The 17,960-nt window shown below is 66.8% G+C and carries 18 protein-coding genes; 3 read left to right on the forward strand and 15 right to left on the reverse strand.

The window, feature by feature from the left end; all coding sequences use genetic code 11:
• Window positions 1–68: 68 nt before the first annotated feature.
• The 4 genes from msbA to ACJ7IV_RS09780 form a co-directional block, all read right to left on the reverse strand.
• On the reverse strand, window positions 69–1,841 hold the full coding sequence (msbA, locus tag ACJ7IV_RS09765) for a lipid A export permease/ATP-binding protein MsbA (protein WP_483864226.1): 1,773 nt from the start codon (window positions 1,839–1,841) through the stop codon (window positions 69–71).
• The gene (locus tag ACJ7IV_RS09770) at window positions 1,838–2,275 is read right to left on the reverse strand and encodes an ExbD/TolR family protein (protein WP_483864227.1); all 438 of its coding nucleotides are present in this window, start codon (window positions 2,273–2,275) and stop codon (window positions 1,838–1,840) included. The genes msbA and ACJ7IV_RS09770 overlap by 4 nt, the downstream gene beginning before the upstream one ends.
• A complete protein-coding gene (locus ACJ7IV_RS09775) occupies window positions 2,272–2,970 on the reverse strand; it encodes a MotA/TolQ/ExbB proton channel family protein (protein ID WP_205743528.1) in 699 nt (232 codons plus the stop codon). Before ACJ7IV_RS09775 ends, ACJ7IV_RS09770 begins: the two co-directional genes overlap by 4 nt.
• A gap of 129 nt (window positions 2,971–3,099) precedes the next feature.
• Window positions 3,100–3,333, reverse strand: coding sequence for a hypothetical protein (locus ACJ7IV_RS09780; RefSeq protein ID WP_483864228.1), 234 nt, complete (start codon window positions 3,331–3,333; stop codon window positions 3,100–3,102).
• A gap of 111 nt (window positions 3,334–3,444) precedes the next feature.
• Here ACJ7IV_RS09780 and ACJ7IV_RS09785 point away from each other — a divergent pair, with 111 nt between their 5' ends.
• Window positions 3,445–3,984: a DUF2062 domain-containing protein gene (locus ACJ7IV_RS09785; protein WP_483864229.1), complete on the forward strand. Its 540-nt coding sequence runs from the start codon at window positions 3,445–3,447 to the stop codon at window positions 3,982–3,984.
• A gap of 95 nt (window positions 3,985–4,079) precedes the next feature.
• Here the strand turns inward: ACJ7IV_RS09785 and ACJ7IV_RS09790 are convergent, their stop codons facing one another.
• The 4 genes from ACJ7IV_RS09790 to ACJ7IV_RS09805 form a co-directional block, all read right to left on the reverse strand.
• Window positions 4,080–4,793 (reverse strand): ABC transporter ATP-binding protein, encoded by a 714-nt coding sequence (locus ACJ7IV_RS09790; RefSeq protein WP_483864230.1) that lies wholly within the window; start codon window positions 4,791–4,793, stop codon window positions 4,080–4,082.
• A 37-nt stretch (window positions 4,794–4,830) separates the two neighbouring features.
• Window positions 4,831–6,072, reverse strand: a complete 1,242-nt coding sequence (locus tag ACJ7IV_RS09795) for a lipoprotein-releasing ABC transporter permease subunit (RefSeq protein ID WP_483864231.1) — start codon at window positions 6,070–6,072, stop codon at window positions 4,831–4,833.
• 91 nt (window positions 6,073–6,163) lie between these two features.
• Entirely contained in the window at window positions 6,164–8,470 is a 2,307-nt protein-coding gene (locus tag ACJ7IV_RS09800) for an EAL domain-containing protein (protein ID WP_483864232.1), read from the reverse strand.
• Window positions 8,467–9,291 carry a hypothetical protein gene (locus ACJ7IV_RS09805; protein ID WP_483864233.1) on the reverse strand — a complete coding sequence of 275 codons (825 nt, stop codon included), beginning with the start codon at window positions 9,289–9,291 and terminating at the stop codon, window positions 8,467–8,469. The genes ACJ7IV_RS09800 and ACJ7IV_RS09805 overlap by 4 nt, the downstream gene beginning before the upstream one ends.
• Before the next feature lie 156 nt (window positions 9,292–9,447).
• On the opposite strand from ACJ7IV_RS09805, the gene ACJ7IV_RS09810 reads away from it, so the two are divergent.
• The gene (locus ACJ7IV_RS09810) at window positions 9,448–10,491 is read left to right on the forward strand and encodes an agmatine deiminase family protein (protein WP_483864234.1); all 1,044 of its coding nucleotides are present in this window, start codon (window positions 9,448–9,450) and stop codon (window positions 10,489–10,491) included.
• A 244-nt stretch (window positions 10,492–10,735) separates the two neighbouring features.
• Window positions 10,736–11,635 carry a carbon-nitrogen hydrolase gene (locus ACJ7IV_RS09815; RefSeq protein ID WP_483864235.1) on the forward strand — a complete coding sequence of 300 codons (900 nt, stop codon included), beginning with the start codon at window positions 10,736–10,738 and terminating at the stop codon, window positions 11,633–11,635.
• A 157-nt stretch (window positions 11,636–11,792) separates the two neighbouring features.
• Here the strand turns inward: ACJ7IV_RS09815 and ACJ7IV_RS09820 are convergent, their stop codons facing one another.
• The 7 genes from ACJ7IV_RS09820 to ACJ7IV_RS09850 all read right to left on the reverse strand — a co-directional run bounded on the left by ACJ7IV_RS09820 (window position 11,793) and on the right by ACJ7IV_RS09850 (window position 17,682).
• On the reverse strand, window positions 11,793–13,037 hold the full coding sequence (locus tag ACJ7IV_RS09820) for a uracil-xanthine permease family protein (RefSeq protein ID WP_483864236.1): 1,245 nt from the start codon (window positions 13,035–13,037) through the stop codon (window positions 11,793–11,795).
• 68 nt (window positions 13,038–13,105) lie between these two features.
• A complete protein-coding gene (gene upp / locus ACJ7IV_RS09825) occupies window positions 13,106–13,735 on the reverse strand; it encodes a uracil phosphoribosyltransferase (RefSeq protein WP_483864237.1) in 630 nt (209 codons plus the stop codon).
• 107 nt (window positions 13,736–13,842) lie between these two features.
• Window positions 13,843–14,532 carry a uracil-DNA glycosylase gene (ung, locus tag ACJ7IV_RS09830; RefSeq protein WP_483864238.1) on the reverse strand — a complete coding sequence of 230 codons (690 nt, stop codon included), beginning with the start codon at window positions 14,530–14,532 and terminating at the stop codon, window positions 13,843–13,845.
• A gap of 16 nt (window positions 14,533–14,548) precedes the next feature.
• A complete protein-coding gene (gene gpt / locus ACJ7IV_RS09835) occupies window positions 14,549–15,028 on the reverse strand; it encodes a xanthine phosphoribosyltransferase (RefSeq protein WP_232910894.1) in 480 nt (159 codons plus the stop codon).
• A gap of 4 nt (window positions 15,029–15,032) precedes the next feature.
• A complete protein-coding gene (locus tag ACJ7IV_RS09840) occupies window positions 15,033–15,578 on the reverse strand; it encodes an adenine phosphoribosyltransferase (RefSeq protein WP_282042374.1) in 546 nt (181 codons plus the stop codon).
• Between the two features lie 22 nt (window positions 15,579–15,600).
• Window positions 15,601–16,905 carry an NCS2 family permease gene (locus tag ACJ7IV_RS09845; RefSeq protein WP_161432324.1) on the reverse strand — a complete coding sequence of 435 codons (1,305 nt, stop codon included), beginning with the start codon at window positions 16,903–16,905 and terminating at the stop codon, window positions 15,601–15,603.
• A gap of 147 nt (window positions 16,906–17,052) precedes the next feature.
• On the reverse strand, window positions 17,053–17,682 hold the full coding sequence (locus ACJ7IV_RS09850; protein ID WP_483864239.1) for a riboflavin synthase subunit alpha: 630 nt from the start codon (window positions 17,680–17,682) through the stop codon (window positions 17,053–17,055).
• Window positions 17,683–17,960: the final 278 nt, after the last annotated feature.

Here is a 17,960-nt window from a genome sequence, read left to right on the forward strand (position 1 = left end):
GGACTTCCGACAGCGCAGGCAATGCTGCGCTGCGGCCAGGGTCGCCGTTCCGCCATCCTGCCTACGCTTCATCCCGGGTCGGCCTCCTGGAACTGCAGGCGATGCAGCGCTGCATAGGCACCATCACGGGCCAGCAGTTCGGCATGGCTGCCCTGTTCGATGATCTCGCCCTGCTCCATGACCAGGATGCGATCGGCGCGCTCGATGGTGGAGAGGCGGTGGGCGATCACCAGGGTGGTGCGCCCCTTGCAAACTTCTTCCAGTGCCGCCTGGATATGACGTTCGGACTCGGTATCCAGCGCCGAGGTGGCCTCGTCGAGGATCAGCAGCGGCGCATCCTTGAAGATCGCCCGGGCGATGGCCAGGCGCTGACGCTGCCCGCCGGAGAGCATCACGCCGTTGTCACCGACCAGCGTTGCATAGCCCTGGGGCAGTCGCTCGATGAACTCATGGGCATGGGCGGAGCGTGCCGCCGCCTCGATGGCCGCCGGGTCGGCGTCGTCCACGCCGTAGGCGATATTGTCGGCAATGCTCGAGTTGAACAGGGTCACCTGCTGGGAGACCAGAGCGATCTGGCGGCGTAGCGGTGCCAGTCGATAGTCATCCAGCGGCACATCGTCGATCAGCACGCGCCCGGCACTCGGACGATAGAAGCGCGGCAGCAGGCCGACCAGCGTCGACTTGCCGCTGCCCGAGCGCCCGACGATCGCCACCATCTCACCCTCGGCCACCTCAAGGTCAATGCCCTTGAGCACCTCCGGCTGGCCATCGGCATAGCGGAAGGCGACCCCCTCCAGGGTCACGCGACCGGCAAGTCGCGAGGGCTCGTAGGTACCCTCGTCGCGCTCGGGAGGCTGCTCGAGCAGCCCGAACAGCTCCGACGAGGCGGCCAGGCCCTTCTGGATCTCGCTGTTGATCTCGGTCAGCTGACGCACCGGCTTGGCCATCAACGAGGCGGCGGTGATGAAGGCCACGAACTCGCCGGCGGTCATGTCGGCCATCAGCGCCGGCGACATGGCCAGCCACACCAGTACCGCCAGGGCCAGGGCCACCAGCAGCTGGATCACCGGGGTGCTGATTGCCTTGGTCAGCGCCTCCTTCAGGCTCTGCTGGCGGTTGTAGTCGCTGGCCGCCGCGAAGCGGGCCTTCTCGAACTCCTCGGCGCCGTGGGTGCGCACCACCCGGTAGCCGGAGAGCGCCTCGGAGGCGACGTGGGTGACCTCTCCCATGGAGGCCTGGATACGCCCCGAGATGCGCCGGAAGCGCTTGCTGGTATAGCTCACTACCCCGCCGATCAGCGGGGTGACCGCCAGGAACAGCAGCGTCAGCATCCAGTTGGTCCACAGCAGGTAGCTGACCAGGCCGATCACGAAGAGCCCCTCGCGCAGCAGGATGGTCAGTGCCTTGGTGGCAGCCCCGGTGACCTGCTCCACGTGGTAGGTGACCCGCGAGATCAGGTGGCCGCTGGAGTGGCTGTCGAAGAAGCGCCCCGGCAGGTGCAGCATATGGTTGAAGACATCGCAGCGCAGCGCGTGGACCACGTTACGCGCCACGTTGCTCATGTAGTAGGTGCCGAGAAAGGTACCCAGCCCCCGGGCGGCGAACATCCCCACCACGAACAGCGGCAGGAACAGCCGAAAGGCGGCGTCGGGCTCCTGGATGCCGTCGATCAAGCGCTTCATCATCTCCGCCAGGGCGGTGCTGGAGGCGGCATAGATGGCATAGCCGAAGATGGCCAGGGCGAAGGAGCGCCAGTAGGGGCGTACATAGCCCAGCAGACGGCGATAGAGCGTCACGCCCGACTGCTGGGAAGCGTGTTGGGAAGTCCCGATGGGGGTCACGGCGTCTCCGCTGATCTGGGAAAGGAATCGCTCGACGAACTCTCGGTAGTCGCTAGCCGCACGCGCTGGATACCCTGCTGTCCGGCTAGATCGAGGGCACGCACCACATCCGCATGGCGGGCTTGCGCATCGGCCTCCACCACCAGACCATGCTCGCGGGCCTGTTCCGCTTCGGCGGCCAGCGCCACACCCAGCGACTCGGGGGCCAGTTCACGCCCTGCCAGCCGATAGACGCCCTCGGCGGTGACCACCAGGGTCACCGGCGACGGCTCGGCGGCGACGCCACTGACCGACTCCGGCAGGGTGAGTTCGAGCGCCTGCCGAGTCTCGAAGGTGGTGGAGACCATGAAGAAGATCAGCAGCAGGAACACCACATCGATCAGCGGGGTGAGATTCACCTCCACCGGGTCACGGCGGCGCCGGGGGAACCTCACGGGCGTTTCACCTCGGGAGCGAGCCGGCCATCGGCCTCGACGCGCTCGGCGTCCCGGGCCGGCTCCTGGCGCTCGGCCAGCGTGAGATCGTCGCCATAGTGGGCCAGGAACTCCACCACCTGACCGGCCTGCTCCTCCATGCGTACGGTGATATCCTCGACACGCCGCTGGAAGTAGCGGTGGAACATCAGCGCGGGGATCGCCACGGTGAGGCCGGCCGCGGTGGTCACCAGGGCCTGGGAGATGCCACCGGCCAGCTCACCCGCACGGCTCGCCCCTTCCGCCGACACGATCACCGCGAATACCTCGATCATGCCCACCACGGTGCCCAGCAGGCCGATCAACGGGGCGATGGCGGCGATGGTGCCCAGCGGGCTGAGGAAGCGCTCCATGTCGTGGATCACCGCGGTGGCGGCCTCGGTCAGACGCGCCCTGACCTGCTCGTGGCCGAGCCGGGCATTGCGCAGCCCGGCGGCCAGCACCCCGCCCAGCGGCGAGTGACTCTCCAGCCAGTAGAGATTGACCTGGCCGCGGGTGATCAGGGTGCACACCTCCTGGCCCAGCCCGCGCGGGGCGATGCGCCCTGCGCGCAGGGTCCACAGGCGCTCGATGATGATCACCGTGGCCAGCAGCGAGCAGCCGAGCAGCGGAAGCATCAGCCAGCCCCCGGCGATCAGGGCCTCCATCATGTCCATGCGCACATCCTCTCCGGTGGCCGCGGGAGTCCCGCCGCGTTTACGGCGATTCTAACGCAAGGTGCCCGCAATCGACACCGGGCCGAGCCGTCTCGGGAATCGGCAACTTCTCACCGACGAGCCGGAAGGTCAGCGCGCCGTCCAGGCCAGTGCTCCACTGGCAGGCCCCGGCGCATACCGCCCGCTGTCCACCCACAGGCGCACTAGAATCAGCACATCCACCGCCATCGTCCGGCAGCGCAGCGCCAGGCCGGCCAACAGCACCAGGCACAGCCCCTCGACGAGGCCCGGCGGCGGACTGCCACCCAGCCCGATGCCCGACAGCACGGCGAGGGCCAGGAGAAGCGCCCATCCTCTCGGCATGGCCTGGCTCCGACAACAGGGGCCAATACCCCGCGGCGTGGAAGGCCGCGGGTGCGGTCACGCGACCTTGTATGGATAATAGGCCAGGTCACGATGCCGCGAGCCATTGCCATGCCGCGCCGCCTGCTACAGCGCTACATGCCACACCCCGATGCCCTGAGGCGACAGCGCTCGCTGCGCTTCATGGACGGCCTGATCGGTAATCCTGCGTTGTGGGTGTTGAGTCGTCGCAGCGTGGCCAACGCCTTTTCGGTGGGCCTGTTCAGCGCCATGCTGCCGATCCCCCTGCAGATGGCCGTGGCGGCCTGCGGCGCCTGGGTGGCGCGCTGCAACCTGCCGCTTGCAGTGGGCCTGGTCTGGGTCACCAATCCGCTGACCATGCCGCTGATCTTCTATGCCAACTACCGCCTCGGGGCCTGGGTGATGGATATGCCGGCAAGCGATGCCCCCGAGCGCCTCTCCCCCCAATGGATTGCCGAACGGCTGGGCGACATCCTCCCCGCCCTGGCGCTGGGTTCGCTGGTCACGGCGCTGGCACTGGCGCTTGCCGGCAACCTGGCGGTGCGACTGCTGTGGCGCTGGCAAGTGTCGCGCAGCTGGAAGGCCCGCCATCGCCGGCGGCGCAAAGCCGGCTGCGACGACGCCCTGTAGTCCTCCACGCGCGACGCCATCCTGCCCCACCTGCAGCCCCACAATGCAGGCGGCCGCCTCGAGAGGCGGCCGCAGGCACAGCGAACGGGACGGGCTCAGCTCGCGGTCGAGGCCCCCGGCTGTTCGCTCAGCCGCCCCTCGTCGAGGCGCATGACGCGATCCTGATGGGCGGCGAGGGCCGGGTCGTGGGTAACGATGACGAAGGCACAGGCGGCAGTACGGGCCAGCTCATCCATCAGCGCCAGGATGCCGGCCGCGGTGTGCTGGTCCAGATTACCGGTGGGCTCGTCCATCAGCACCAGGCTGGGGTCGGTGACCAGCGCCCGGGCGATGGCCACCCGCTGGCGCTCACCGCCGGAGAGCTCGCCGGGCTTGTGGTCGGCGCGCGATGCCATGCCGACCTTCTCCAGCAGCTTCAGGGCACTGGCCACGGCAACCTTCTTGCGCTGACCCCGCACGATCAGCGGCAGGGCCGCGTTCTCCACCGCGGTGAACTCGGCCAACAGATGGTGGAACTGGTAGACGAAGCCGATATGGCGGTTGCGGAAGCGCCCCAGGGCGGCCTCGCCGAGGTTGAGCAGCGACTCGCCGGCGATACGCACCTCACCACGACTGGGCCGGTCGAGCCCGCCCAGCAGGTTGAGCAGCGTGGTCTTACCGGAGCCGGAGCTGCCGACGATAGCCACCCGCTCACCGGCATTGACTGTGAGGGAGAGCCCATCGAGCACGGTAATGTCCTGGGGGCCCTCGCGATATACACGGGTCAGGTCGTGGCACTCCAGCATGATCTGCCCGGCGGTGCGTTGCATGGCTGTCTCCTGGTGGGGGCTAGAGGCGTGGCGGGCATCACTCATAGCGCAGCACCTCCGCCGGCTGCACGCGGGCGGCGCGCCAGGCCGGATAGAGGGTGGAGAGGAAGGTCAGGACCAGGGCCGCGGCGACGATGTTGCCGACATCCTCCCAGTGCAGCCGCGAGGGAAGGTTGCTGATGAAGTAGACGCCGGCATCGAGGAACTGGATGCCGAACACCGCCTCGACCCAGTCGATGATGTCGGAGATGGTCAGTGCCAGCAGCACCCCGAGCCCCACGCCCACCAGGATGCCGATCACGCCGATGGCCAGGCCCTGAACCACGAAGATGCCCATGATCGAGCGCGGCGTGGCACCGATGGTGCGCAGGATGGCGATATCGGCGTGCTTGTCGGTCACCACCATCACCAGGGTCGAGACGATGTTGAAGGCCGCCACGGCGATGATCACCGTAAGCAGCAGCGCGATCATACGCTTCTCCATCTGGATCGCCTGGAAGAGGTTGCCATGGGAGAAGGTCCAGTCGTAGCCACGGTAGCCCGGCCCCAGCTCGTTGACGATCGCCCGGGTCTCGGCGCTCGCCGCGAACAGGTCATCGAGCTCCAGGCGCAGGCCACCCACGGCGTCACCCAGGCGCGCCAGGGTCTGCATGTCATCGATATGGGCATAGGCCAGGGCAGCGTCGAGATCGGCTCCGACGCTGAAGATACCGCTGACGTTGAAGCGCTTGAGCCGCGGAAAGACTCCGGCCGGGGTGATCGAGGCCTCGGGCACCAGCAGGGTGACCCGGTCGCCGACCCCCACCCCCAGACGCCGCGCCAGGATCGAGCCGAGCACGATATTCCACTCGCCGGGCTCGAGGTCGGCGAGGCTGCCCTGCTGCATGTTCTCGCCGATGATCGATACCCTGTCCTCCCACTCGGGATGGATACCATTGACCATGGCGCCTTCGTTGCTGCCGCCCACCGAGAACATGCCCTGCTGTTCCACGTAGGGGGCGGCGCCGATCACCCGCTCGCGCTCCATCAGGCGTTCGGCCAGCGCCTCCCACTCCACCATGCCGGTACGCGACTCGATCTTGGTGTGGGGCACCATGCCGAGGATTCGGGTACGTAGCTCGTGATCGAAGCCGTTCATCACCGAAAGCACCAAGATCAGCACGGCCACGCCGAGCATCAGGCCCAGCATGGAGGTCAACGAGATGAAGGAGATGAAGTGGTTGCGGCGCTTGGCGCGCACATAGCGCAATCCGATCAGGAAAGGCAGTCTATCCAGCATTGATGGCGTTCCTTGTCAGCGGGCGCCCTGTAGCAAGGCAGCGGGCGCCCATGGTAAGGCTTTTGCCGTGACGCTGCATCGCCGGGGAAGGCTAATCCACGCGATTTGCACGGCTCTCGCCGACGACGGCCTCGAACTCGGGATGCGGCTCGGGCATGCCGATGCAGGCGCCCTGGGCGAAGTCAACGCCCAGGGCCTGCACCTTCTCCAGTACTGCGGCACTGTGCACGAACTCCGCCACCGTGGCGATGCCCATCTCGCGGGCAAATCCCACGATGCCTCGAACCAGCGTCTCGGCACCGGCGTCGCTGTCGAGCTGACGTACCAGGCTGCCATCGATCTTGAGCAGGTCCACGTCGAGACGCAGCAGATGCTCGAAGTTCGAGTAGCCGCTGCCGAAATCATCGATGGCGATGCGCACCCCAAGCGCCTTGGCCCTGGCGATGAAGGCGCTGACCGCGGCATAGTTGTCGATCCCCTCGGATTCGAGGATCTCGAAAATCAGCCTGTCACCGACGCCTCTCTCGGCCACCCGCGCCACCAGCGCTTCGCTGATCTCGGCATCGACGATATCCTCGCCGGACAGATTCAGGGAGAATTCGTGGGGACTCTCGGCCAACGCCGCCAGGCAGCGATCGATCATGGTCAGCGTCAACCGGCGGTAGAGCCGGCTGCGCCGGGCCACCTCGAGGAAGACGCCGGGACTTACCGGGCTGCCCTCTTCATCCAGCATCCGCACCAGGCATTCAAACTTGCCGACCCGCCCGCTCGCTACCTCGAGAATCGGCTGGAAATAGGCCACTACTCGACCATCATCGAGGGCCTCGGCCAGCCGATTCGCCCAGGCCAGGTTTCGCTCGTAGTCGCGTCGCACCCGGGTCGCCGGGTCATAGAAGGCGTAGGGCCGCTGCGCCACGCGGGCCTGCTTGAGGGCGATGTTGGCCGATGAGAGCAGCGCCTCGTCACCATCGCCGCCATTCACCAGCTGCCAGCTCGAGGCCACGCCCAGGGTCATCTGCAGCGGCAGTTCCTGCCCCCGCCAGTCGAGCCGCAGGCCGTTCAGGGAGTGGTAGAGGGAATCGACCGTGGCATGCAGGGTGTCATCTGCCACGGCGCCGGGAAACCACACCGCCTGTTCGTCTCCGGGCATGCGATAGAGCCGACAGTCGCGCCAGCCGCTCTCCTTCAGCAGCTCCTCGAGACGCTCCGCAACGCGCTGGATGACCCGGTCGCCGCAGTGGTGGCCGAAGAGGTCGTTGAACTGCTTGAAGCCATCGACATTGACCAGCATCAGCGAGCCCGCGCGGCCAGCTTCGAGATCGGCCAGCAGTCGCGCGCGGTTGGGCAGCCGGGTCAGTGGGTCGGTGTAGAGGGTACGCAGCTGGCGAAGCAGCCCCGCCACCAGGAACAGGACTACCCCGGCCAGCAACAGCAGGACCAGACCGATACCGATCAGCAGTTGCAGGTTGACCCCGCGCATGGGAGCCAGCACGGCATCGATCTCGGCCTGGGGCACGGCGATGCCGAACACCATGCCGGCGCGGGTGGCGTCATGATAGAGCGACCAGGGCTGCCCCGCGAGGGTGAGATCGCGCTGCGCCATGCCATCCATGGCGGCCAGTTCACCGGCCTGGTGGTGCAGCTCAAGCGCCGACACCTCCTCGATGAGACGCTGGGCACGCTGCATGTCCGCGGCACGGGCCAGGCTGGAAAGGTTGCGATTCTCGCGATCGACAAGGAACGCGAAGGTGCTCGGTGTGACCTGCACATCGCTGACCAGGCCGATGATGTCGTCGGCCACCCAGTCGCTGGCGGCCATGCCCAGCACGCGACCCGCCGCATCACGGATCGGCGCACTGACGCTGATCACCGCATCATCGATGCGCGGCTTGAAGTAGGTGGCGGTCCAGTGAGGCTGGGGATTGCCCTCGCCCCAGTCAGCGAGGCGGGCCTGCAGCCACTCCGCCTGAGCCCAGCCGGACTCCAGTGGCTCGACCACCACACGCTGCTCCTCGCGACGCGCGAACATCGCGACGGGTCGCGCCGACCGGGTCAGCCACAGGGTAGCTCCCCGGGCGTCGGGAAACTCGGCCAGGGCCTGCTCCAGGGCCTCGGATACCCTGGCCTCGTCCGCCTCCATCTCGGCAAGCAGCACTCCCGCCCGGGCCAGCCCAAGGCTGTTCTGCTCCATGCGCCGATGGTGGGCATCGATGCGGTCAAGGTTGGCGTGGAAAGTATCGACGATCTGCCGCTCACGCAGCTCCGCGAGCGCACCCTCCGCATAGCGCAGATTGAGGGTCGAGAGCAGCCACATGCCACCGAAGAACAGCGCCACCAGCAGCGCCAGCAGCAGCATGATCAGGGGGCGACGCCCGAGGACAGGGCGCTGGCGTCTCACCGGGTGCCCTCGGCGCCCGCACCATCAGGGGAGGCGGTGAGTGCCTCGAGCCGCTCCCTGGCCTGGTTATCGCCGTTGCTCACGGCACGCCGGTACCAGCGCAACGCCTCCTCGCGCTCGCCTGCCAGCTCGGCCATGCTGCCCATGTGTCGCTGGGCACGGGGATCGTCCTGTTCGGCGGGAACCCGACAGGCCTCGCGAGCCTTGCCCAGGTTGCGAATGGTGAACAGCAGGTAGCAGTCGTTGGCCTGGCGCCGATCCACCGCCTCCTCGACGCGCTCGTCGCGCTCCGCCAGGGGCTCAACCAGCGTATCGCCCGCGTCGGGTGCGGTTACGGCAGTGGCCCTCCGCGCCTCCTGCTGTCGCACCCGCGTATAGAAGGCATTGACCTCGGCGGGGCAGGAGTAGAGGTAACCACGCCGATAGCGGGCCAGGGTCTCGCGGTTGGCAGGACGCTCGGCATACTCGTCGGCGATGGCCGCACAGCGACGATCACGCTCTCGTGAGATGTCGGTCAGCACCTCGGCGTAGCGTGGATCCTCGGCGTGCTCCTCGAGATAACGGGTCAGCGGATCGATATAGGGCTGCTCGAAGAGCGCCTGGCGCTCCTCGCGAAGTTCGCCGGCCAACGCCACCTGTTCGGCATCATCCCCCCCGAAGAGACCGGCCAGGCGCTGGCCCTGGGCACTGATGACCTCTCCGGAACGGGTCAGCCACTCGTTCGAAGTGCTGGCCACCGTTTCACGGTCGGGAAGCGCGGTACAGCCACCGAGCGTCAGGCCCAGCACGGTGATCACGGAAAGCAGGGTACTGGCGCGCATGCGACTCCTTAGCGACCCCGGAACGGTCGACGTTGCCATCAGGATACCACCGCCCGGGGCGAAGACCAGCAAGGGCTGTGCCGTCCTGTGCGCTTGCATAGCGCGACCGGGCCGCCTACATTCGCCGCCTGACACCTCACGATCTGGACCGACCCGATGGCCATACGCCTGCTCCCCGAGTGGCATCCTCAGGATGCCGTCCAACTGACCTGGCCCGGCCCGGAGAGCGACTGGGCACCGATGCTGGAGCGCATCGAGGCGACCCTGGAGTCGATGGTGGTGGCCATCGCCCGCTACGAGAGTTTGCTGATCAGCGTGCCCACCACGCTTGTCCGCACCCACCTCGCGCGACGCTTCTCCCTGCTGGGTGTCCCTGCCGAGCGGCTGACGCTGGTGGTCGCCGAGGCGGACGACACCTGGGCCCGCGACCATGGCCCCCTGGCCGTGGAGTGCGACGGCAAGCTGGTACTTAACGACTATGTATTCACCGGCTGGGGCGGGAAGTTTCCCGCCGCCAGGGACAACACCCTGACCCGCCGCCTCGCCGCAGCCGGCGCCTACGCCTGCCCGGTCAGCGAGCGTGGCCTGGTACTGGAGGGCGGCGCCATCGAGAGCGACGGCGAGGGTACCCTGCTCACCACCGAGGCCTGCCTACTCAACCCCAATCGCAACCCCGGGCTCGACCGCCGCGCCGTGGAGGAGTGGCTCCACGCGGACTTCGGCGTGACGCGGGTGCTTTGGCTGTCCCACGGGCACCTGGTGGGCGACGACACCGACAGCCACGTGGATACCCTGGCCCGCTTCTGCGACCCGGCCACCATCGCCTACGTGCATTGCGACGACGAGCAGGATCCCCACTACCCGGCGCTTGCCGCCATGGAGGCGGAGCTCAAGGCGCTGCGCCGCGCCGACGGCCAGCCCTACCGTCTGGTGCCCCTGCCCTGGCCCAAAGCCTGCCTGGATCCCGAGGACGGCCACCGCCTGCCGGCCACCTATGCCAACTTCCTGATCATCAACGGCGCCGTGTTGGTGCCCACCTACGGCGACGCCGCCGACACCCGGGCATTGAATGCCCTGGACGAGGCCTTTCCGGAGCGGGATATCCTGCCCATCGACTGTCGCAGCGTGATCCGCCAGCACGGCAGCCTGCACTGCCTGACCATGCAGCTGCCCCGCGGCAGCCTAAGCAAACAGGCCTGAAAACTGTCTTATAGCCACACTAGCAGGGGCGCTGGGGACAAGCCGAAGAGGAGGTCCTACGCCAGGGGTGAGGAGCGAAGCTCCGAACGGGCTGACCATGGATGGTCAGCACCGGCCCTGCAAGCGGCGCAGGATGCGAGAGCGCCGCAGGGCGTCGGTAGCGTACAGGGAAGTATTCACAGCGCCCCCTCGGAAACCTATCCCCGGATAAGCCTCGAGCAAAACATAACGAGGAGAACTCAACATGTCCCGTCATCTGAAGGTCGGCCTGGTCCAGCAGCCCGCCTGGCCCGACAAGGCCAGAAGCCTCGCCGAGAGTGAGGCCGGCATCCGCGAGCTGGCCGCTGCCGGCGCCGAGCTGGTCATGCTCCAGGAACTGCACGCCACCCACTACTTCTGCCAGTACGAGGACACCGAACTCTTCGACCTGGCCGAGCCGCTGGATGGCCCCACCGGGACCCGCCTCGCGGCACTGGCCGCCGAGCTCGATATCGTGCTGGTCGGCTCGCTCTTCGAGCGCCGCGCCGCCGGCCTCTACCACAACACCGCAGTGGTCTATGACCGCAAGCTGGGTGCCGTGGGCCACTACCGCAAGATGCATATCCCCGACGATCCGGGCTTTTACGAGAAGTTCTACTTCACGCCGGGGGACGCCGATGGCACCGGCCAGGGCTTCGCCCCCATCGACACCTCGGTAGGCCGGCTCGGCGTGTTGGTGTGCTGGGACCAGTGGTACCCGGAAGCGGCGCGCCTGATGGCCTTGGCCGGAGCGGAGCTACTGCTCTACCCCACCGCCATCGGCTGGGACCCCGCCGATGACGATGACGAGAAGGCGCGTCAGAAGGATGCCTGGACCCTGATCCAGCGCAGCCACGCGGTGGCCAACGGGGTGCCGGTGGTTGTGGCCAACCGCGTCGACCACGAGCCCGACCACTCCGGGGTCGGCCGCGGCGTCGACTTCTGGGGCGGCAGCTTCATCGCCGGCCCCCAGGGGGAGCTGCTGGCCCACGCCGGCACCCAGGCCGAGCGCCTGCTGGTGACCCTGGACATGGACCGCGGCGAGGACGTACGGCGGATCTGGCCCTACCTCAGGGATCGCCGCGTCGACGCCTACGGCGACCTGACCCGCCGCTACCGCGACTGAGACCGGAACAGCGGGCAAGCCGAGGGCACCGGGGGCAGGCCGAGGAGGAGGTCCGAGGACCAGGGATGGCCGAGGTAGCGTACAGGGACGTATTCACAGCGCCTCCTGGCAGGCCTGCCGCCGGTGAAGCCCGGCGACGAGCCTGTTTGGCTGCTGTTTACTCGTCCTCCTCGGCGCCGGGCAGCACCCAGTTGAGCACGATACCTACCAGGGCGGCCAGGCTCACCCCCTGCAGGGTGAACTGGCCGCCACCCACCTGCATGCCACCGATGCCGAACACCAGAATCAGCGAGATCACCACCAGGTTGCGCGGGGCGGTCAGCGAGTGGCCGGCACGCACCAGGGTGTTCATGCCCACCACGGCAATGGAGCCGAATAGCAAGGTCATGATGCCCCCCATCACGGGCCCGGGGATGGTCTGCAGCAGCGCTCCTAGCTTGGCGATGAAGGCCAGGGCGATGGCGGTGCAGGCGGCCACCAGCATGATGCGCGGGTCGAAGGCGCGGGTCAGGGTCACCGCCCCGGTCACCTCGGAATAGGTAGTGTTGGGCGGTCCGCCGAACAGCGCCGCGGCGGTGGTGGCCAGGCCATCACCGAGCAGGGTGCGATGCAGGCCCGGCTTCTGCAGGTAGTTCTGGCGCGTCACCGAACCGATCGCCACCATGTCGCCGATATGCTCCACCGCCGGGGCGATGGCCACCGGGATCATGAACAGGATCGCCGCCCAGTGGAAGCTAGGCGCAGTGAACTCGGGGATGGCCAACCAGGCAGCCTCGCGCACCGGCGAGAAGTCCACCAGCCCCATCATCAGCGCCAGCACATAGCCAGTGACGATGCCCCCCATGATCGGGACCAGGCGCACAATGCCACGCCCGAAGACCGCCAGCACCAGAGTCACCAGCAGGCTCGTCATGGACAGGAACAGTGCCGGGCCGTAATCGATATGGTCGCTGGTCTCACCGGTCGCCATGCTCACCGCCACCGGCGCCAGAGCCAGGCCGATCACCATGATCACCGGTCCCACCACCACCGGCGGCAACAGGCGATGCAACCAGGCGGTGCCCTTGAGGCGCACGGTCTGGGAGATCGCCACGTAGACCAGGCCGGCGGCCATCAGCCCGCCCATGGTGGCCGACACACCGAAGTTGGCGATGGAGCCCTGGATCGGCGCGATAAAGGCGAACGACGAGGCCAGGAATACCGGCACCGTCAGCTTCGTCACTCCGTGGAACAGCAGCGTGCCGATACCCGCGGTAAACAGGGCCACACTGGGATCGAGGCCGGTGAGCAGTGGCACCAGAACCAGGGCGCCGAAGGCGACGAACAGCATCTGCACGCCGGTCAGCAGCGTGCGTGGCAGGGAGTCGGCGGGTCGCTTGACGGCCGCTGAAGAGTCACTCATATGATAGGTCTCCATAAAAACGCCCCTGGAGCAATGTCTCAGGGGCGTGATGACAGGGTCGAAAAGGGTCAGCGCGTGCCGAAGATCTTGTCACCGGCATCACCCAGGCCGGGGACGATATAGCCATTCTCGTCGAGTCGCTCATCCACCCCGGCGGTATAGATCTCGATGTCGGGGTAGGCATCCTGCACCCGCTTGATCCCCTCGGGTGCCGCCACCAGGACGATCACCTTCATATGTTTGCAGCCACGTTCGCGCAGCATGTCCAGGGTCGCCACCATGGTCCCGCCGGTGGCCAGCATGGGGTCGATGACGATGGCCATGCGCTCGTCCAGGTCATTAGCGAACTTGGCGAAGTACGGCACCGGCTCGAGGGTCTCCTCGTCGCGATAGAGACCCACCACACTGATCCGCGCACTGGGGATCAGGTCGGTGACGCCGTCGAGCATGCCCAGGCCGGCGCGCAGGATAGGCACGATGGTGACCTTCTTGCCCTTGAGCAGCTGTACCGGGATCTTGTTGCCGCTCCAGCCGTCGATCTCCTGCTCCTGGAGCTCAAGGTCCTGGGTCGCCTCGTAGGTGAGCAGCTTGGCCAGCTCACCGGCCAGTTCGCGGAAGCTCTTGGTGCTGATGCCGGCTTCGCGCATCAAGCCCAGCTTGTGCTGGACCAGGGGGTGCTGGATGGCGTGGACGCTCATGGGGAGACCTCTTGGACGGCGGAGAGTACGTGGCGACTATCGTGGGATGGACAGCAACGACAAATTGCCGGCCATTCTAACCGCATCCCGCGTTGACGTTAAGGCGCTCACTCATCGGGACGATCGGGCAGCTGCCAGTCAATGGGCTCGCGGCCGTGCTCGACCAGAAAGGCGTTGGCCCGGGAGAAGTGATGGTTGCCGAAGAAGCCGCGGTGGGCGGAGAGTGGCGAGGGGTGAGGGGACTCCAGCACCAGATGGCGCGAGGTATCGATCAGTGCCTTCTTCTTGCGGGCCGGGCTGCCCCACAGCAGGAACACCGAGGGCTCGGCATGCTCGCTCACCGTGGCGATGGCGTGGTCGGTGAAGGTCTCCCAGCCGCGGCCACGGTGCGAGCCGGCATTGCCCTGCTCCACCGTCAGCGAGGTGTTGAGCAGCAGCACCCCCTGGCGCGCCCAGGATTCGAGATTGCCGTGATCCACCGGCCTGAAACCCACGTCCGCCTGCAATTCCTTGTAGATATTGACCAGCGACGGTGGGATGCGCACACCTGGACGCACCGAGAAGCACAGCCCGTGGGCCTGGCCCGGTCCGTGGTAGGGATCCTGGCCGAGGATCACCACCTTGACCTTTTCCAGGGGGGTGAGTTCGAAGGCGCGAAACCACTCCGAGGAGTGGGGGTAGATCACCTTCCTGGCGGCCTTCTCGGCGGCCAGGAAGTCACGCAGCGACTGCATGTAGGGCGCCTCGAACTCGGCGTCGAGCCACTGCTGCCAGCTGGCGGGTAGCGGTGCTGCCATCCCTGCCCTCCTCGCCTCAGCGCTTGACCTGGTCGGCCAGCGGCTCGACGTAGGCCACGCCCATGTCCCAAGGGAACTGGATCCAGCAGTCCTGGGCCACCTCGGTGAGGTATTGGTCGACCAGCGGCTTGCCCTCGGGCTTGGCATAGACGGTGACGAAGTGCGCCTTGGGCAGCATCTCGCGAACCTTGCGGGCGGTCTTGCCGGTGTCCACCAGATCATCGACCAGCAGCCAGCCCTCGCCGTCATGGTCGACGCCCTTCATGACGTCCAGCCCGCCCTGATCCATGTGGTCGTAGCTCTTGATGCACACCGTATCGATCAGGCGCACGTTGAGCTCCCGGGCGATCAGTGCCGCGGGGATCAGGCCGCCACGGGTGATGGCGACGATGCCCTTGAAGTCACGTTCCACCAGGCGGTGGCAGAGCTCGCGCACGTCGCGGTGCAGCTGATCCCAGGAGACGGTGAAATGCTGGTGGTAGCGGTTGCTGCTCATGGAATCATTCGTCCTCGGTGAAGGAACAGACGGCAAAGACGCCGTAGCCGGCCTCGCGGATGCGCGCCGAGCCGCCGAGGTCCGGCAGGTCGACGATGGTGGCGGTCTCCACCACCTGACCGCCGCTGCGGCTGATCAGCTTGGCGGCGGCCAGCATGGTGCCGCCGGTGGCGATCAGGTCGTCGACGATCAGGATGCGGTCGCCCGCCTTGAAGGCGTCGGAGTGCAGCTCCACCTCGGCCTCGCCGTACTCCAGGGTGTAGGTCTCGCTGATGGTGCGAAACGGCAGCTTGCCCTTCTTGCGCACCGGCACGAAGCTGCAGCCCAGCTCGTAGGCCAGCGGCGCGCCGACGATGAACCCGCGGGCGTCGATGGCCGCCACGGCGTCGATATCCATCTCCTGATAGCGGTGCACGAAGCTGTCGACCAGCTTGCGGAAGGCGGCACTGTTCTGCAGCAGCGGCGTAATATCGCGGAAGTTGACCCCCGGCTGGGGCCAGTCGGGGACAGTGCGGATGACGGACTTGATGTAGTCGCCGTAGATGCTCATGGCGGGTCTCGGTAGTGAATGATCAGTCGAGGAACAGGAACTTGGCGGCAAACAGCAACGCCAGCACGACCACCGCGGGATTAAGGTCACGGAAGCGGCCGGAGAGCGCCTTGATGGCCACGAAGCTGATGAAGCCCAAGGCGATCCCCTCGGCGATGGAGAAGGTCAGCGGCATGGCCAGGGCGGCGATCAGCACCGGTGCGGCATCAGTGGGGTCTTCCCAGTTGGCATGGGCCAGGCTGCCGGCCATCAGCACCGCCACATAGAGCAGCGCACCGGCGGTGGCATAGGCCGGAATGGAGCCCGCCAGCGGCGCGAAGAACAGGCTGATCAGAAACAGCACGGCCACCACCACGGCGGTCAGGCCGGTGCGCCCGCCCGAGGCAATGCCGGCGGTGGATTCCACGTAGCTGGTAGTGGTGGAGGTGCCCAGCACGGCGCCGGCCATGGAAGCGGTACTGTCGGCCATCATCGCACGGCCGATGCGGGGCAACTTGCCCTCCTTGTCGAGCAGCCCCCCCTTGTGGGCCACGCCGATCAGCGTGCCGGAGGTATCGAAGAGGTCGACAAACAGGAAGGCGAAGATCACGCTGAGCATCGCCACATCGAGTGCGCCGGCCAGATCCAGAGCCATGAAGGTGGGGGCCATGGATGGCGGCATGGACATCAGGCCGCCATACTCGTTATGGCCCAGCACCATGGCCAGCACGGTGATGCCAAGGATGCCGATCATCACCGCACCGGTGACCCGCATGTAGGAGAGCGCGGTGATCACGAAGAAGCCCAGCAGCGCATACAGCGCCGACGGTTCGGAGAGGTCACCCACCGCGACGTAGGTGGCCGGGTTGGCGACCACGATGCCGGCGTTCTTCATGGCGATCATGGCCAGGAACAGTCCGATACCGGCGGCGATACCAAGGCGCAGGGAGAGCGGGATCGAGTTGATGATCCACTCGCGGACGCGGAAGATGCTGAGCAGGAAGAAGGTCAGACCCGAGAAGAATACCGCACCCAGCGCCGCCTCCCAGGTGTAGCCCATGCCCAGCACCACGCCGTAGGTAAAGAAGGCGTTGAGCCCCATGCCCGGGGCCTGGGCGATGGGATAGTTGGCCCATAACCCCATCACCAGACAGCCCAGTGCCGCGGCCAGGCAGGTGGCGACGAACACCGCACCGTAGTCCATGCCCGCCTCGGAGAGGATGCTGGGGTTGACGAAGATGATGTAGGCCATCGTCAGGAAGGTGGTGAACCCCGCGATGACCTCCGTCTTGACGGAAGTCTTGTGCTCGGAGAGCTTGAATTGACGTTCGATCAGGCGATTCAGCATGGTGTCGTTCCTGGGCGCATGGACGGTGCTGCGATCCTGGGTGCGGAAAAGCCGCACATGGTACCCAAAGCCTCGCGGCGATGCGAGGCAGCGGTGTCTGCCAAGTTAAGCAGCTGACGGTAGCGGCGTCAGCCGCCGCCGCCAACGCTAGATGCCGCGGGTCTCCAGCACACGCTCAACCGTCTCGACGATGGCCTGGGTCTGGGGGTCGATCTCGATGTTGACCCGATCGCCGGGCACGCGCTCGCCCAGGATGGTGCGGTGCAGGGTCTCGGGTATCAGGTCGACGCAGAAGCGCGGGCCATGCTCGGCCGTGGCGCGACGCACCTCGCCGATGGTCAGGCTCGCCCCGTCGACGCCGATATAGCCCTTGTCGAACAGGAAACGACCCAGGGCATGGGGCAGTTCGAACCACAGCCGCCGATTGTTGGGCGCCTCGTCGAGCTCGACCAGTTCGGCCTGGGCCATGACGTGTCCCGACATGGCGTGCCCGCCGATCTCGTCACCGAAGCGCGCAGCCCGCTCGATGTTGACGCGGTCGCCCACCGCCAGCTCACCGAGATTGGTGACGCGCAGCGTCTCGCGCATCAGATCGAAGCTGACGCGCTCGCCATCGATGGCGGTCACCGTCAGACAGACGCCGTTATGCGCCACCGAGGCACCGATCTCCAGCCCCTCCCCCAGATTCTCGGGCAGCACGACGACATGGGTACGGAAGGCTTCGGCCTCCTGAATGGCCACCACCTCGGCGGTGCCCTGCACGATGCCAGTGAACATGGCGTCTCCTTGACTACGGGTGCCCCACACAGGGAGCAGGAAGAAGCACGAGTGTAGGGAATTCCCTCCCTTCCCGTCCATTTCCGCCATGAACCACAAGATCCACCATAAAATACAAAATGAACAAAGGATATTTCGGGATCAAGGCCGCCTGGTCAGACGGGCTCTCGGCGAGATTGACAGGCCCATAGCCTACCCCTATCCTTGCCGGCTACATTGAATGGCGCCGATTTGAACCCGGCTTGCGGGCGCCCGCGGCATGACTCGGTCATGGCGTG

The organism is Halomonas sp. C10-5, assembly GCF_057169305.1.

What these genes read in the sequence shown, in the direction of transcription:
- ACJ7IV_RS09815 (WP_483864235.1), top strand. Translation starts at nt 10,736, where the DNA reads ATGTCCCGTCATCTGAAGGTCGGCCTGGTCCAGCAGCCCGCCTGGCCC.
- ACJ7IV_RS09790 (WP_483864230.1), bottom strand. Translation starts at nt 4,793, where the DNA reads ATGCAACGCACCGCCGGGCAGATCATGCTGGAGTGCCACGACCTGACC.
- upp (WP_483864237.1), bottom strand. Translation starts at nt 13,735, where the DNA reads ATGAGCGTCCACGCCATCCAGCACCCCCTGGTCCAGCACAAGCTGGGC.
- ACJ7IV_RS09840 (WP_282042374.1), bottom strand. Translation starts at nt 15,578, where the DNA reads ATGAGCATCTACGGCGACTACATCAAGTCCGTCATCCGCACTGTCCCC.
- gpt (WP_232910894.1), bottom strand. Translation starts at nt 15,028, where the DNA reads ATGAGCAGCAACCGCTACCACCAGCATTTCACCGTCTCCTGGGATCAG.
- ACJ7IV_RS09775 (WP_205743528.1), bottom strand. Translation starts at nt 2,970, where the DNA reads ATGGACATGATGGAGGCCCTGATCGCCGGGGGCTGGCTGATGCTTCCG.
- ACJ7IV_RS09785 (WP_483864229.1), top strand. Translation starts at nt 3,445, where the DNA reads ATGCCGCGCCGCCTGCTACAGCGCTACATGCCACACCCCGATGCCCTG.
- ACJ7IV_RS09805 (WP_483864233.1), bottom strand. Translation starts at nt 9,291, where the DNA reads ATGCGCGCCAGTACCCTGCTTTCCGTGATCACCGTGCTGGGCCTGACG.
- ACJ7IV_RS09810 (WP_483864234.1), top strand. Translation starts at nt 9,448, where the DNA reads ATGGCCATACGCCTGCTCCCCGAGTGGCATCCTCAGGATGCCGTCCAA.
- ACJ7IV_RS09795 (WP_483864231.1), bottom strand. Translation starts at nt 6,072, where the DNA reads ATGCTGGATAGACTGCCTTTCCTGATCGGATTGCGCTATGTGCGCGCC.
- ACJ7IV_RS09850 (WP_483864239.1), bottom strand. Translation starts at nt 17,682, where the DNA reads ATGTTCACTGGCATCGTGCAGGGCACCGCCGAGGTGGTGGCCATTCAG.
- ung (WP_483864238.1), bottom strand. Translation starts at nt 14,532, where the DNA reads ATGGCAGCACCGCTACCCGCCAGCTGGCAGCAGTGGCTCGACGCCGAG.
- ACJ7IV_RS09780 (WP_483864228.1), bottom strand. Translation starts at nt 3,333, where the DNA reads ATGCCGAGAGGATGGGCGCTTCTCCTGGCCCTCGCCGTGCTGTCGGGC.
- ACJ7IV_RS09845 (WP_161432324.1), bottom strand. Translation starts at nt 16,905, where the DNA reads ATGCTGAATCGCCTGATCGAACGTCAATTCAAGCTCTCCGAGCACAAG.
- ACJ7IV_RS09820 (WP_483864236.1), bottom strand. Translation starts at nt 13,037, where the DNA reads ATGAGTGACTCTTCAGCGGCCGTCAAGCGACCCGCCGACTCCCTGCCA.